General features: G+C 39.0%; 17 protein-coding genes. 5 read left to right on the top strand and 12 right to left on the bottom strand.

The features are described from left to right. Positions 1-48 precede the first annotated feature (48 nt). From eno to JOC34_RS14565, 8 genes are all read right to left on the bottom strand, one after another. Positions 49-1,335: a phosphopyruvate hydratase gene (gene eno, locus JOC34_RS14600; RefSeq protein ID WP_205137510.1), complete on the bottom strand. Its 1,287-nt coding sequence runs from the start codon at positions 1,333-1,335 to the stop codon at positions 49-51. 12 nt (positions 1,336-1,347) lie between these two features. Beyond that, entirely contained in the window at positions 1,348-2,886 is a 1,539-nt protein-coding gene (gene gpmI, locus JOC34_RS14595) for a 2,3-bisphosphoglycerate-independent phosphoglycerate mutase (protein ID WP_205137509.1), read from the bottom strand. Beyond that, entirely contained in the window at positions 2,883-3,641 is a 759-nt protein-coding gene (tpiA, locus tag JOC34_RS14590) for a triose-phosphate isomerase (RefSeq protein ID WP_205137508.1), read from the bottom strand. The genes gpmI and tpiA overlap by 4 nt, the downstream gene beginning before the upstream one ends. A gap of 25 nt (positions 3,642-3,666) precedes the next feature. After that, complete coding sequence (locus JOC34_RS14585) at positions 3,667-4,848, bottom strand: phosphoglycerate kinase (protein WP_205137507.1); 1,182 nt, start codon at positions 4,846-4,848, stop codon at positions 3,667-3,669. Positions 4,849-5,028: 180 nt separating this feature from the next. Further along, on the bottom strand, positions 5,029-6,036 hold the full coding sequence (gap, locus tag JOC34_RS14580) for a type I glyceraldehyde-3-phosphate dehydrogenase (RefSeq protein WP_205137506.1): 1,008 nt from the start codon (positions 6,034-6,036) through the stop codon (positions 5,029-5,031). A gap of 55 nt (positions 6,037-6,091) precedes the next feature. Continuing rightward, positions 6,092-7,114 carry a sugar-binding transcriptional regulator gene (locus tag JOC34_RS14575; RefSeq protein WP_205137505.1) on the bottom strand — a complete coding sequence of 341 codons (1,023 nt, stop codon included), beginning with the start codon at positions 7,112-7,114 and terminating at the stop codon, positions 6,092-6,094. A 200-nt stretch (positions 7,115-7,314) separates the two neighbouring features. Continuing rightward, the gene (locus JOC34_RS14570) at positions 7,315-7,557 is read right to left on the bottom strand and encodes a glutaredoxin family protein (protein WP_205137504.1); all 243 of its coding nucleotides are present in this window, start codon (positions 7,555-7,557) and stop codon (positions 7,315-7,317) included. Between the two features lie 88 nt (positions 7,558-7,645). After that, entirely contained in the window at positions 7,646-7,900 is a 255-nt protein-coding gene (locus tag JOC34_RS14565; RefSeq protein ID WP_205137503.1) for a hypothetical protein, read from the bottom strand. Between the two features lie 191 nt (positions 7,901-8,091). Here JOC34_RS14565 and JOC34_RS14560 point away from each other — a divergent pair, with 191 nt between their 5' ends. Then, entirely contained in the window at positions 8,092-8,433 is a 342-nt protein-coding gene (locus tag JOC34_RS14560) for a general stress protein (RefSeq protein WP_205137502.1), read from the top strand. 83 nt (positions 8,434-8,516) lie between these two features. Here JOC34_RS14560 and JOC34_RS14555 read toward each other — a convergent pair whose 3' ends face one another. After that, entirely contained in the window at positions 8,517-8,831 is a 315-nt protein-coding gene (locus tag JOC34_RS14555) for a DMT family transporter (protein WP_205137501.1), read from the bottom strand. 1 nt (position 8,832) lies between these two features. Then, positions 8,833-9,171 carry a DMT family transporter gene (locus JOC34_RS14550; RefSeq protein WP_205137500.1) on the bottom strand — a complete coding sequence of 113 codons (339 nt, stop codon included), beginning with the start codon at positions 9,169-9,171 and terminating at the stop codon, positions 8,833-8,835. A 200-nt stretch (positions 9,172-9,371) separates the two neighbouring features. Here JOC34_RS14550 and JOC34_RS14545 point away from each other — a divergent pair, with 200 nt between their 5' ends. From JOC34_RS14545 to JOC34_RS14535, 3 genes are read left to right on the top strand one after another with little or no spacing between them, the layout of a single operon-like run. Beyond that, positions 9,372-9,971 carry a DeoR family transcriptional regulator gene (locus tag JOC34_RS14545; protein ID WP_205137499.1) on the top strand — a complete coding sequence of 200 codons (600 nt, stop codon included), beginning with the start codon at positions 9,372-9,374 and terminating at the stop codon, positions 9,969-9,971. A 3-nt stretch (positions 9,972-9,974) separates the two neighbouring features. Continuing rightward, the gene (locus tag JOC34_RS14540; RefSeq protein WP_205137498.1) at positions 9,975-10,553 is read left to right on the top strand and encodes an SCO family protein; all 579 of its coding nucleotides are present in this window, start codon (positions 9,975-9,977) and stop codon (positions 10,551-10,553) included. 25 nt (positions 10,554-10,578) lie between these two features. Beyond that, complete coding sequence (locus JOC34_RS14535) at positions 10,579-11,028, top strand: FixH family protein (RefSeq protein ID WP_205137497.1); 450 nt, start codon at positions 10,579-10,581, stop codon at positions 11,026-11,028. Positions 11,029-11,297: 269 nt separating this feature from the next. Here JOC34_RS14535 and aroD read toward each other — a convergent pair whose 3' ends face one another. Further along, positions 11,298-12,059 (bottom strand): type I 3-dehydroquinate dehydratase, encoded by a 762-nt coding sequence (gene aroD / locus JOC34_RS14530; RefSeq protein ID WP_205137496.1) that lies wholly within the window; start codon positions 12,057-12,059, stop codon positions 11,298-11,300. A gap of 213 nt (positions 12,060-12,272) precedes the next feature. On the opposite strand from aroD, the gene JOC34_RS14525 reads away from it, so the two are divergent. After that, positions 12,273-12,827 carry a shikimate kinase gene (locus JOC34_RS14525; protein ID WP_205137495.1) on the top strand — a complete coding sequence of 185 codons (555 nt, stop codon included), beginning with the start codon at positions 12,273-12,275 and terminating at the stop codon, positions 12,825-12,827. A 224-nt stretch (positions 12,828-13,051) separates the two neighbouring features. Here the strand turns inward: JOC34_RS14525 and JOC34_RS14520 are convergent, their stop codons facing one another. Continuing rightward, positions 13,052-13,600 carry a hypothetical protein gene (locus JOC34_RS14520; protein ID WP_205137494.1) on the bottom strand — a complete coding sequence of 183 codons (549 nt, stop codon included), beginning with the start codon at positions 13,598-13,600 and terminating at the stop codon, positions 13,052-13,054. Positions 13,601-13,652 lie beyond the last annotated feature (52 nt).

The following is a 13,652-nucleotide window of genomic DNA, read 5'->3' as shown; positions in this document are numbered from 1 at the left end:
AGAAAGAGGCAGATTACTCTGCCTCTTTCTTTAATTCATCTTTCATATTTACTTTTTCAAGTTATAGAATGCACTTTCACCAGCATACACACCCATACCTGCTAGTTCATCTTCGATACGTAGCAACTGGTTATATTTTGCAACACGGTCTGTACGTGATGGTGCACCGGTTTTAATTTGTCCTGCATTTGTCGCAACGGCAATATCAGCGATTGTTGCGTCTTCTGTTTCACCTGAACGATGCGAGATGACTGCAGTATAGCCTGCCTGTTTTGCCATTTCGATTGCTTCAAACGTTTCAGTAAGTGTACCGATTTGGTTCACTTTAACAAGAATGGAGTTACCTACACCTTGTTCAATACCTTGGGCAAGCTTCTTCGTGTTTGTAACGAATAGGTCGTCACCTACAAGTTGGACACGATCTCCCAAACGATCTGTTAGCAATTTATGGCCTTCCCAGTCATCTTCATCCAGACCATCTTCAATTGAAATGATTGGATATTTATTTACCATTTCTTCATACCAGTCAACCATTTCTGCGGAAGTGCGAACAACACCTTCGCCTTTTAGGTTGTATTTTCCATCCTCATAAATTTCGGATGCAGCAACGTCCATTGCCAACTTGATATCTTCACCAGCTTTATAGCCCGCTGCTTCAATCGCTTCTACAATTGTTTCCAGTGCTTCTTCATTGGATTTCAAGTTAGGAGCAAATCCACCTTCATCTCCAACAGCTGTATTATAGCCTTTTTCTTTCAATACATTTTTCAATGCATGGAAAATTTCTGCACCAGTACGAATTGCTTCCTGAATAGATGGAGCTGAAATTGGCATAATCATGAATTCTTGGATATCAACATTATTATCAGCGTGTTCGCCACCGTTAACAATGTTCATCATTGGTGTTGGTAATGTTTTTGCATTAAATCCGCCTAAATAATTGTATAGCGGAATTTCTAGATGACTTGCAGCCGCATGTGCCGCAGCCATGGATACACCTAAAATTGCATTTGCACCCAATTTCCCTTTATTTTCTGTACCATCCAACTCAATCATCAGTTGATCGATAATGTTTTGTCTCGTTACATCTAAACCTAGTAATTCCGGTGCAATTAGATCGTTGACATTTTCTACTGCTTTTAAAACACCTTTACCTAAATAACGTTCCTTGTCACCGTCACGTAATTCCACAGCTTCATATTCCCCCGTGGAAGCACCACTTGGAACCAATGCAGAACCAAATGCTCCTGACTCTGTAAGCACTTCTACCTCAATTGTTGGGTTACCACGTGAATCTAATACCTCGCGCGCATAAACATCTGTAATATATGGCATAAAATCTCTCCTCTATTTTTTAATTAATGATTCGCCTGTCATTTCTTCCGATTTTTTCACTTCTAATAAATCAAGTAATGTTGGAGATAAATCAGCTAAAATCCCACCATCACGCAGTTCAATATTTTCTTTCGTTACGATGACCGGTACCGGGTTGGTTGTATGTGTTGTCATCGGATTACCTTCCATTGTAACGACTTCATCCGAATTGCCATGGTCCGCTGTAATAATGGCGTATCCACCAAGTTCGATTATTTTATCCACTATTTTCCCTAAACATGCATCAACCGCTTCAATTGCCTTAATGGTAGGTTCCAGTTTACCTGAGTGTCCAACCATGTCCGGATTGGCGAAATTAAGAATTATCCCGTTATGCTGTCCTGAATCAAGTTCCTCAAGCAAGGCATCCGTCAGTTCGTATGCGCTCATTTCGGGTTTCAGGTCATATGTCGCGACTTTTGGTGAATTAATTAACACGCGTTTTTCACCAGGGAATTCTTCATGTTTGCCACCACTCATAAAGTAAGTTACGTGTGGATATTTTTCCGTTTCCGCAATACGCAATTGATTCATATTGTTGTTTGCAAGTACTTCACCAACTGTATTAATCAAATCAATTGGTTGATAGGCTACCTGTCCTTCTATTTCATCACTGTATTTCGTAAACGTAACAAAGCTTACATTTTTCGGAGCCTGTTTGCCAAGATCAAACGCATTAAAGTCTTTATCTGCAAACACGCTTGAAATTTGGATGGCACGATCTGGACGGAAATTATAAAAGATAATGGCATCCTCATCTTCTATTTTGCCGATCGGATCTCCACTTCCATCTGTTAGGACAGATGGAATAACGAATTCGTCATAAACATCGCTTTCATAGGAATCGTTAATTACTTCATATGGATCACGGTAACTTGGACCTTCCCCATAAACCATGGCATCATAGGACTTTTTCACACGATCCCAACGTTTGTCGCGATCCATTGCATAATAACGGCCTGAAATCGTAGCAAATTGTCCAACACCATATTCTTTCATTTTCTCTTCTGTCCGCTTAATATATTCCAATGCAGACTTTTGTCCAACATCACGACCATCCAAGAAAGCATGTACATACACTTTTTTCAGGTTTTGATCTTTGGCTAATTTCAATAATGCAAACAGATGGTCAAGATGACTGTGTACTCCACCATCAGATAAAAGACCAAATAGATGTAGTGCTTTGTTTTTTTCTTTCGCATTGTTTATTGCTTGTAAAAAGGCTTCTTTTTCAAAAAAGTCGCCTTCCTTGATCGACAAATTAATACGTGTCAAACTTTGATAAACAATTCGGCCAGCACCAATGTTAAGATGTCCAACTTCAGAATTTCCCATCTGGCCTTCAGGAAGACCGACTGCCTCTCCGCTGGCTATTATTTGATTGTGTGCATATTTGTTATAGTACCGATCAAAATTAGGTGTATTCGCTTGTTTCACTGCGTTACCTTCTGTTTCACTGCGGATACCAAATCCATCTAGAATGATTAGCGCAGCCAGTTTGTTTTGACTCATTTTGTACCTGCCTCCACAAGTTGCAAGAATGACGCTGCTTCTAAGCTGGCTCCTCCAACTAATGCACCATCAATATCAGACTGTGCCAACAATTCATCCACGTTTGCCGGTTTCACACTACCACCGTACTGAATGATCACCTGATCTGCAATTTCCTGTGATGTAACTGCTTTTACGACATTGCGAATGTGCGCACAGACTTCATTTGCATCAGCACTGGATGCTGTTTTCCCTGTTCCAATTGCCCAAATCGGTTCATAAGCAATAATTGTTTCAGCTACCTGTTTTTCTGATAAACCTTTTAATGCCGCTTTTATTTGCGTTTCCACATGACTTTTCGTTTCATTTGCTTCACGTTGCTCTAATGTTTCTCCACAACAAACAATTGGTATTAAACCATGATCAAAAGCTGCATGTGTTTTTTTATTTACGATTTCATCGGTTTCAGCGAAAAGTTCTCTACGTTCCGAATGTCCAAGCACAACATGTGTAACACCTAGGTCTTTTAACATAACCGGACTTACTTCTCCGGTAAATGCACCACTTTCTTCAAAATGCATATTTTGAGCGCCAATTTTCACACTGGATCCTTTTGTTTTCTCTACAAGGGAAGCAAGAAATGGAAATGGTGCACATACAATCGCCTCGACCTTATCATTGGTAGGGGCTTTGCTTACTGTTTCTTCAACAAATTCATTTGCTTCTGTTAACACCTTGTTCATCTTCCAGTTACCTGCAATTACATTTTTACGCATCTTCTCACCTCTCCAATTTTATAAATTATTTATCACTTAACGCCTCGACACCAGGAAGAACTTTCCCTTCCATAAATTCGAGGGAAGCGCCGCCACCAGTGGATACATGATCCATATCTTCAGCAAAGCCAAACTTTTCGACCGCTGCAGCAGAGTCTCCTCCACCAATAACTGTATAACCTTCCGTATTTGCCAATGCTTCTGCAACTGCTTTCGTACCACCCGCAAATGCATTCAGCTCAAACACACCCATTGGTCCATTCCAAATAACCAGCTTGGAGTCTGCTACAATATCCTGATATACTTCTCGCGTTTCAGGGCCAATATCCAGTGCTTCCCAATCAGAAGGAATTTGATCGATAGGAACGATTTTAGTGTTTGCCGTTTCTGAAAAATCATCTGCCACAACAGCATCAACTGGTAATACAAATCTAACGCCTTTATCTTTAGCTTTTTTAATGAATTCATTTGCCAAATCGAGTTTATCTTCTTCTAATAACGATTTTCCAATTTCGTGACCCTGTGCTTTAATAAATGTATAAGCCAGTCCGCCACCAATAATTAAATTGTCCACTTTTTCCAACAGGTTATCAATTACGTTTATTTTATCCTTTACCTTCGCACCACCAATAATAGCGGTAAACGGGCGTGCCGGATTTTCTAATGCTTTCCCTAATACATCAATTTCTTTTTCCATTAAAAACCCTGCTACAGCAGTTAATTTCTCTGCAACGCCTGCTGTTGAGGCATGAGCCCGGTGTGCTGCACCAAAAGCATCATTGACATAGAAATCAGCCATATCTGCAAAGTGCTGCGCTAATGACGGATCGTTTTTCTCTTCTCCTGCTTCAAAGCGAACATTTTCAATTAATAAAATATCCCCGTTATCCATTTTTGAAATGGCTTCATTTACTTCTGTCCCATAAACAGCATCTGTTTTAATAATATTCTTCCCAATGAGATCACTCAGCCGTTTCGCGACCGGATCCAATCTCAGTTCTTCTACAACTTGCCCTTTGGGTCGGCCAAGATGACTTGCCAAAATCACAATTGCACCTTGATCAGATAAATAGTCAATCGTTTTGAGTGCTGCTTTTATTCTTGTGTCATCCGTAACTTCCCCGTCCTTCATCGGTACGTTGAAATCAACTCGGCAAAACACCTTTTTACCTTTTACATCAATATCCTGAAGCGTCTTTTTATTCATTTATCCACCCTCCCAATTGTCAGCTATGTAGCATGAGCCATTTTAGGTTTTCCCCGAATAGCTCCATCTTAATCATTATATACCATGGAATACCAGCATGTCTGTTTTGGTGCAGTAAATCCTTCATATAATGAAAAACGGAGGAGGAATGTGCTCCTCCTCCGTTTTATTTGCTAAAACTTATAGTCCTTTTTCTTTCATAAATGCTGCTAAATCAATACAGCGAGCCGAGTATGCCATTTCGTTGTCATACCATGAAATAACTTTCACCATGTTATCTCCTAATATCATTGTTGATAGACCATCAAAAACGGATGAATGGATATTACCCACAATATCCGTAGATACAAGTGGTTCTTCACTGTACTCTAAAATACCTTTTAGATCGCCTTCTGCAGCTTCTTTAAACACTTGGTTTACTTCCTCTACAGTAACGTTCTTATCCAACTCAGCAACTAAATCGATAAGTGATCCGTCTGGAGTTGGGACACGCACAGCCATACCGTTTAATTTACCGTCTAGCTCTGGTAATACTTTACCAACTACTTTTGCTGCACCGGTAGATGTTGGGATAATATTTTCAGCTGCAGCACGTGCACGACGATAGTCTTTATGCGGCAAATCAAGAATTTGCTGATCATTTGTATAAGAGTGAACAGTTGTCATTAATCCACGTTTTAAACCGAATTTTTCATGAAGTACTTTCGCAAGTGGTGCTATAGAGTTTGTTGTACATGATGCATTGGAAACCACGTGATGTTCAGCTGCATCATAGTCTTCGTTATTAACACCCATAACAATAGTTAAATCTTCACCATTCGCAGGTGCTGAGATAATTACTTTTTTCGCTCCTGCATCAATGTGTTTTTGTGCATCTTCACGTTTTGTGAAGCGGCCAGTTGATTCAATAACAATTTCTACACCCAAATCTCCCCAACCTAAGTCTGCTGGATCACGTTCAGATAGTACTTTGATTTCTTTGCCGCCAATAACAATATTAGAACCATTTACAGTAACTTCTTGATCCAATCGGCCATGCACAGAATCATATTTCAATAGATGTGCAAGCATGTTTGCATCCGTTAAGTCATTTACAGCTACAACCTCTACCTCATCATTCTTCAATGCTTGACGAAATACGTTACGTCCAATTCTTCCAAAACCATTAATACCAATTTTTACTGCCATGTTTATTCCTCCTAATATAAATTAAGTACTTTTGAATTTAATATATTTAAAGAGGTTAAGAACCCCTTAAAATCTCTTTTGCTGCTGCTTCGTCGGTGATCAACAGATGACTCTTTCCTTGCTTAAAATAAGATGCGATCGCTTGTCCCTTGGATTTCCCACCAGCAATGGTAATGACATATTCAATAGAAGCTAAATCCTCTAATTGGATACCAACTGTTCTTACTTTATGAACGACATTGCCATCTTCATCAAAATAAAACCCAAATGCTTCACTCACCGCACGATTCGCCTTTAACTTCTCGATTACAGCGTCCTCAGTCTTTCTTCTTTCTGCCATTGTCAGGGCATCCCCGATTCCATGGAGAACGATCTCCGCACCTTTGATCTGCTTTAATGTTTCTTTTACCGATGGTTCATTGATAATCGTTTGGTATGCCGATTCGCTTAGTGGATCAGGTACATACAACAACCGATACTCAGCCATCGATTTTCGGGCCATCTCCGCGGCAATCGTGTTCGCTTGGTTTTCAACCTTCTCACCAATCCCACCACGTGCCGGAACAAACAAGTAATTATTTGTCTTATTGAGGGTCGACATGACGTCAGCAACGGCTGCCATCGTAGTACCACCAGTTACGGCAATTGTACTTCCTTGTTTTAAAACGTTATTCAGAAATGTAACACAGGCTTTGCCCATTTCCTGTTTGACCCATTCATAGTTATCACTATCATCAGGAACAATTATAACGTTCTCTATTTGTAACTTTTCCTTAATTTGATTTTCTAAAACATTTAAACCCATCATTTCACTCATAAAGCCAGCAAGTTGATCAACAATTAATTTACCCTCTTTTGTCAGATACATCCCTTTCGATGTAACGAGGATTAAACCTTGTTTTTGCAGGAAGTCAATTTCACTGCGAACAACTCGCTCTGTTAGACCAGCATTTTCTGCAAGCCCTCTTCTGCCAACCGGCTGAAAAAGGTCTACACTATGCAAGATAGAATAACGCTGCTTCATTACTTTTAACAGATCGGGTAATAGTTTTTTTTGTAAATCAATTAAAGCTCTCATCAATAAGACTCCTATTCGCTGGACATAAAAAGTCCCACATGGCTATATTATGTCCCGCTTACAATTTAATTATAACATAGCAAGCTAAATATTCAAACTGAATGCTCTATATATATATAACATTTTAAAGGTACCGGTATAACGTAGGTGATAGCCAAGCTTGCTTATTACTAAATAGCTATCAGCTTGTTCACTTCCAATTATACATTATCTTTTAACGCCTGCTCCAAAGTATTCATATTGATTTGTTCGCAGTCTAGTGTTGTTTGATTTATTTTCACATACGGAATGAGCAGTTGGTACTCCTCCAGCCATTCATCATTTGAATAAATATCCCTTTCCTCCAGTTCAAAGGAATAATCGCGTTGCAGCATGGTCAATAACCCATTCGCATCATCACACAGTGAACAATTCTCTTTTGTGTAAAAAATCACCTTCAACATCTTTACCCTCCATTCCAATCGTGCGCGCTTAAAAAACCACTAGCAAGGTACTTATAAGTACCTTGCTAGTGTGGTTTTATACTATAATTTACTTTGACTTTGCGTCTTGTGATTCTTGCTGAACTTCATTATAATACTGAACGCTCGTCATTGCACCTTCATCAACCATATGCGCATCGTCGATTTCCTCAGGTTTGCCCCAGTCCTTCACATATTGGGAACCCAATTTATTAATTACTTTATTAAATTGAAGTTTTGTCTTTTTTCGATTCTCACTTTTGGACAAATAAGCGGCCCCTGCAACTGCTCCAGCTACACCGATTGCTTTTGTAAGTTTACCCATTTGAAATCATCTCCCTTTCCGTAATGGTTTGTAGAATCTCTATTATCAGTCTATCTTTATTATCTCACATAGGTGAATATAATGGAAATATTCCTTTTCCTAACAGCATCGGTACTCAGTAATGGTTTACAGATCGGTACCCTGGGGTAGAAATGAATAGCATGAGATTCTATCAAGCAGGAGGGTTACTATTGCAAAAGCAAATTGTAGGGGTTTATCAAGAAAAGGGAGAAGCCATCGATAAAATAAGGGATTTAACAATCGAAGGATTCTCTGTTGATGCAATCACTATTGTGACAAATCGTAGAAAAACAGATAGAATTGAGGATGACACAGGTGTGGAAGTCCAACGTGGAAAACCTGATCATAAAGATGATGAATCAATTATGAATAAGATTGGTCGAATTTTCACGGATGATATTACGAACCCAGATGAGCAACTCGTCACCCTTGGTATTCCCAAAGAACAAGCGGTAGTGCATCGTGACGATTTAAAGTCCGGGAAAATCATCATCGTTGTAGATAAACTTTAACAAAATCGGAAGCGTCAATACTGAAAACCAGGATGCATACACCGAAACACTACATGTTCACAGTGCTTCGGTGTGCTATTTTTTTACCCCAATACCTTCAAGCCAACCGCACCGGCAATGATACAAACTAAAAAGAGCATTCGTTTCCAGCCGGCAGACTCTTTAAAGAATATAATTCCTATTAAAACTGCGCCTACCGCACCCAGACCTGTCCAAACCGCATAAGCCGTACCGAGCGGTATATCTCGCATCGCAAGCGATAAAAATACAAAGCCACTACCAAATGTGAATATAATCATCGCCAGCCAGCTATATGATTTTTTGCGTAGGTAGAGATTGATGCTCATGACTCCGAATATTTCCCCAAAACTGGCAATCACCAGATAGATCCATGCCATCTTACTCCCCTCCTTCGTCTGCGGTTTTCTCATCTGGTGTCGTCATTTTGATACCGACTACGCCTATGATAATTAATCCAATAAAGAAAAGCTTAGCAATCGAGAAGTCTGCACCAAATAGAAGGAAGTCGATCAATACAATGGCAGCTGCTCCCGATCCGGTGAAAACAGCATATACCGTTCCAGCAGGTAATTTTTCACATGCTTTAATAACAAAATAAAAGCTTAGTACAATCACAATAAAAGTACCAATCCATTCTATTGGTGAATCCGAGTATTTTAATCCAATCACCCAAAATACTTCTACAATTGCAGCGAATAGTACATAGAGCCAAGCCAATTAAACTTCCTCCCCATCAGAAACAATATCATTCCATCCTAATTCTAACACAAATCAATGGAACAAAAGCACGCCAAACATAGCAAGAGCACATGACAGAAGTTCATCTATTGTTCACACTTCAACAACAATAAAATGATATACTGTGTTTGGTATTGTTATTTTCAATCAATAAGAATTAGTGAGGGAGGGGTATTAACTTGCTACCCATTGAACGGCAAAATCGCATTAAAGCGTTAATCTTGAACAAGCGCAATATTAAAATTTCAGAGTTAAGTCAAACGCTGCAAGTTTCTGAGATGACGATTCATCGTGATCTAAAACCATTAATCGAGACAGGAATGATCATCAAAACTTTCGGTGGTATTTCACTCAATTCTAGTGAAGCAGGGAAATTAGACGATACCCAAACGTGTGTTTTTTGCAGCAGTGGCGTCGACGAACGTCAGGCATACCGGCTGATTTTATCTAATAACCAAATAGAAGTGGCATGTTGCGCACATTGTGGTCTGTTAAGACAACGACAACTTGGGGATGATGTTACCCAGGCAATTTGTCATGATTTCCTAAAACAAACTACCATTAGTGCTCCTGACGCTTGGTATGTGATGGATACATCGATACATATGGGATGCTGTCAGCCGCAGGTCCTAACATTCCAATTCAAGGAACACGCAGTTAAATTTGTTAAAGGATTTGGCGGAAATGTTTATCCTTTTCAGGAAGCAATAGAAGTTCTTGATCAAAAAATGAATCCGAATCATCCGCATTGCTGTCAAGCGGATAAGAAAGGAAGGTAGCAGATGAGTAAACTAAAAGTTATCATGCTAGGTCTTATACTTTTCCTCGTTGCATGTGGAGGAGAAGAGATTGAAACGAATATGGATGAAAGTGTAAAACCATTTGAATTTACTACAGAGAGTAATGATACATTGAGTAACGAGGATCTTAATGGAGAGTGGTGGGTTGCTGATTTCGTCTTTACGAACTGTACCACTGTGTGTCTGCCAATGACATCAAACATGTCTGTCCTACAGACGAAAATGCAGGAAGAAGATATTGACGCACAGCTTGTTTCCTTTAGTGTCGATCCGGACTATGATAGCCCAGAAGTGTTAACAGAATATGCAGCAGATTATGATGCTGATTTGGATAATTGGACTTTTTTAACTGGGTACGACTTTGATACGATTAAGGAACTTTCTATCAAATCGTTTAAATCATTACTTGCTGAAGCCCCTCCTGGGGATGATCAAGTCACACACGGAACGAGTTTTTTCCTCGTTAATCCGGATGGCGAAGTGATTAAAAAATATAATGGTGTCGATACAAAGGTAATGGATGAAATTATTGATGACTTGAAAGTTGTAACTAAATCTTAAATAGATTGTTCAGGGGGAAATAATGATGGGTAAAAAAATAAGTTTATTGATCATGATTTTCGGTCTGATTCTGCTTGCAGCATGTGGCCAGAATAACGATGACGCAACATCCGATGCAGATACTGAAGATCAAGAAGCGTTAAAAACATTGAATGTAGCATTTGAAGTTCCGGAAACGGCCGATCTAAATGAAGATGTAACGTTAAAAGCGATTGTTACCTATGGTGATGAGGAAGTCGTCGATGCAGATGATGTTGAATTTGAATATTGGTTAGCTGGGCATGAAGATGACAGCACTATGTTAGATGCAGAAAATAATGAAGATGGGACCTATACACAAACTGTTTCCTTTGATCAGGACGGCGAATATGAAATATATGCACATGTAACTGCAAGGGATTTACACACCATGCCAAAGAAAGCAATTACTGTTGGAGATGGCGCTAGTGAAAATACAGATAGCGACAAAGATTAAGACGATCCCTACGAACGCGGAAGCAAATAATGAAGGGACTAATCCTCATGCTTGGATTAGTCCCTTTTTCATCCTAAAATGCGCCTGCTCCCCCATCGTCAGTGGTGGAGATCATTGTTGTTGTAGTGGAACTAGCCGAAACTACTGTTACATATAATGCGATATTAATCGCATTAAACACTGTTGTTGCATAGACCGGATTGTTTAGCAATGGATAAAAAGCATTTAATTTTTCGATCTGCTTAACATCATCGACAATTAAACAAATTTTACCCTTCTTTATGTATCACATCTAATACACTTCTCAGATCAGCTACTGCAATTTGACCTGGTGCTGATACATGTTTCCCTACCGCAAATGTTGCCACGGAACCAAAAACTTGCCCTGTTAAGCGACTAATTAAACCTATCTTCCCCATCGCCATCGTGATAATCGGTACGTCCTTATGCTTTGTTTTCATTACGTTAGTCGCGTCCAATAATGTGAGAACGTCCGCTGAACTGTTTGGCATGACAGCTATCTTCGAAATATCCGCACCAAGTTCCTGCATCTTTTGTAATCGGGAAATAATCTCATCTTTTGTTGGTGTTTTAATAAAATCATGATTAGAAAGTATGGTATGCACATGATTCGCTTTCGCCTCTTCGATTAGCGATTTAACTTTTTCCTCATTAAAAAACAATTCAATATCAATTAAGTCAACAGCTTTTGACTCCATGGCTATTGTAAGTAAATTAACATATGCCTGATCTGTAATTTTTTTATTTCCGCCTTCTTTATGACTTCTGAAAGTAAATATAAAAGGAATATCTTGAAGCTGTTTGCTTAACTTTCCAATCATTGCTTGAACAGATTCTAGATGATCAACATGTTTAAATTCATCCACTCGCCATTCGATCATGTCCGGTTTTACTTCCTTCACTGCCTTTAACTCTTCTATCAGTTCTATCTCTGATTGTCCCATTAATGGAACAATCACTTTCGGCATACCTTGACCGATCTTCACATTTTTTATTTGGATAATATTCATCTGCAACAGCTCCCGACACTTTTTTAGACGTTCTATAGTAAGTGAAACATAGGATTTCACCATTAAAATTTTATCAATAAGCCAATTTTCCTAAAAATCATCATAGCATTTGTAAGCAAAAAATTCTATACTAGAGACTAGAGATATTATCTTAACATAACCAATGACTCATCTATCAGTTTAATCGTTATAGTAGAGAAGAGAGGCGTCCACATGACAAGCAATGACCAATCACTGCGAGAGAAAAATATCGTATTCACAGGATTTATGGGTGTTGGAAAAACAAGCATCGGTAAAGCTGTAGCAAAGAAATTGTATCGGGATTTCGTGGATATTGACGAGGAAATTGAAACGAAGCACAATATGGCTACCACTGATATATTTAAAGAGATCGGTGAGCAAGCATTTCGGGAAGAAGAAAAGAATATGATTGCGGACTTTTGTAAATCAAAATTGAAGATTATTTCAGTTGGAGGCGGTGCCTTCTTACATGAAGAAACAAGGGAGATTTGTTTATCCGAGTGCATCGTCTTCTTTCTTGATTTATCATGGGAATCGTGGCAGGACAGAATAAGTCTGATCATTGACAGTCGACCGGTTTTACAAGGTAAGAGTATTGACGAAATCAAATCGTTATTCTATGATCGGCAATCCATCTATGAAGGTCATCACTCCAAGGTAAAAACGGATAATCTGGTGATTGAAGAAGTTGCCGACAATGTCGTTCATGCATTAAAGACAGCCTGGGATATTTACGAACCGAATTAAGAAGTATTGGGTTTAGGATAAACGAAAGACAAGGGATACCATTTCCCTTGTCTTTCGTTATGGCATCGTATTCCCCTTTTACGAGCCAAAAGTTATTTTAATAGCTTGTCCTTGATTCATGAACAGTTATATACAAACTAACACATTTTTATATGTGTGGTTCTATATTCCGCCGGTTTGCTGAAAAAACGATTCTCTGTTCGACGTGCGAAACCCCATTCTATTTATTTTATACGAACCTCAATTGCATCTTTGTTTCGTTCCACTAAATCGTCCAATAACTCACTGGCATGGTGATTATATTCTTCTATACCAAACTCATCATCTTCTAGTTCACCCAATATTTCTGAAGTATAAACATTGATATATGCAGCTATTTCCGCGGAAACTTCAGTATACTTTTCATAATATTCCTTCGGGTCAATCCCAAGCTCCCTCGCCTGTGGATCAGCAAATGCACGAATGGATTGTGCTTTCGCGCTATATAATTCGTCCTGGGGATACTCGCCATATGATTCCTTTATCTCTTTTACTTGCTTAGAAACGTCTATATTCATCTTTTTTACTTCCTGTTCAGCCAATTTAGCTTTAACAGCTTCATCAATCATCTCCACTATTGCATCATCTGTATACAAAAAACGCAAGTAACCAACCGTGATTTCTTCTCCTCTAACCATTGCTGCAACATCGTCATCCTTATAATCCGTTGAATTCATACATCCACTAAGGATGAACAAACAAATAAGTAGCATGGAACCAACCCATTTGTACATTGTACACCTCCATAATTTCCTGGTTCCGCCAATCTCTTACTATATATAATGG

Source organism: Virgibacillus halotolerans (assembly GCF_016908515.1).
Taxonomy (GTDB): Bacteria; Bacillota; Bacilli; order Bacillales; family Amphibacillaceae; genus Virgibacillus_M; species Virgibacillus_M halotolerans.
This window is presented reverse-complemented; position numbering and strand designations above follow the sequence as displayed.

Coding starts and splice junctions, on each gene's coding strand:
- gap (WP_205137506.1), bottom strand. CDS start 6,036: ATGGCAGTAAAAATTGGTATTAATGGTTTTGGAAGAATTGGACGTAAC.
- eno (WP_205137510.1), bottom strand. CDS start 1,335: ATGCCATATATTACAGATGTTTATGCGCGCGAGGTATTAGATTCACGT.
- JOC34_RS14585 (WP_205137507.1), bottom strand. CDS start 4,848: ATGAATAAAAAGACGCTTCAGGATATTGATGTAAAAGGTAAAAAGGTG.
- JOC34_RS14535 (WP_205137497.1), top strand. CDS start 10,579: ATGGGTAAAAAAATAAGTTTATTGATCATGATTTTCGGTCTGATTCTG.
- JOC34_RS14525 (WP_205137495.1), top strand. CDS start 12,273: ATGACAAGCAATGACCAATCACTGCGAGAGAAAAATATCGTATTCACA.
- aroD (WP_205137496.1), bottom strand. CDS start 12,059: ATGAATATTATCCAAATAAAAAATGTGAAGATCGGTCAAGGTATGCCG.
- gpmI (WP_205137509.1), bottom strand. CDS start 2,886: ATGAGTCAAAACAAACTGGCTGCGCTAATCATTCTAGATGGATTTGGT.
- JOC34_RS14555 (WP_205137501.1), bottom strand. CDS start 8,831: ATGGCATGGATCTATCTGGTGATTGCCAGTTTTGGGGAAATATTCGGA.
- tpiA (WP_205137508.1), bottom strand. CDS start 3,641: ATGCGTAAAAATGTAATTGCAGGTAACTGGAAGATGAACAAGGTGTTA.
- JOC34_RS14565 (WP_205137503.1), bottom strand. CDS start 7,900: ATGGGTAAACTTACAAAAGCAATCGGTGTAGCTGGAGCAGTTGCAGGG.
- JOC34_RS14575 (WP_205137505.1), bottom strand. CDS start 7,114: ATGAGAGCTTTAATTGATTTACAAAAAAAACTATTACCCGATCTGTTA.
- JOC34_RS14540 (WP_205137498.1), top strand. CDS start 9,975: ATGAGTAAACTAAAAGTTATCATGCTAGGTCTTATACTTTTCCTCGTT.
- JOC34_RS14520 (WP_205137494.1), bottom strand. CDS start 13,600: ATGTACAAATGGGTTGGTTCCATGCTACTTATTTGTTTGTTCATCCTT.
- JOC34_RS14570 (WP_205137504.1), bottom strand. CDS start 7,557: ATGTTGAAGGTGATTTTTTACACAAAAGAGAATTGTTCACTGTGTGAT.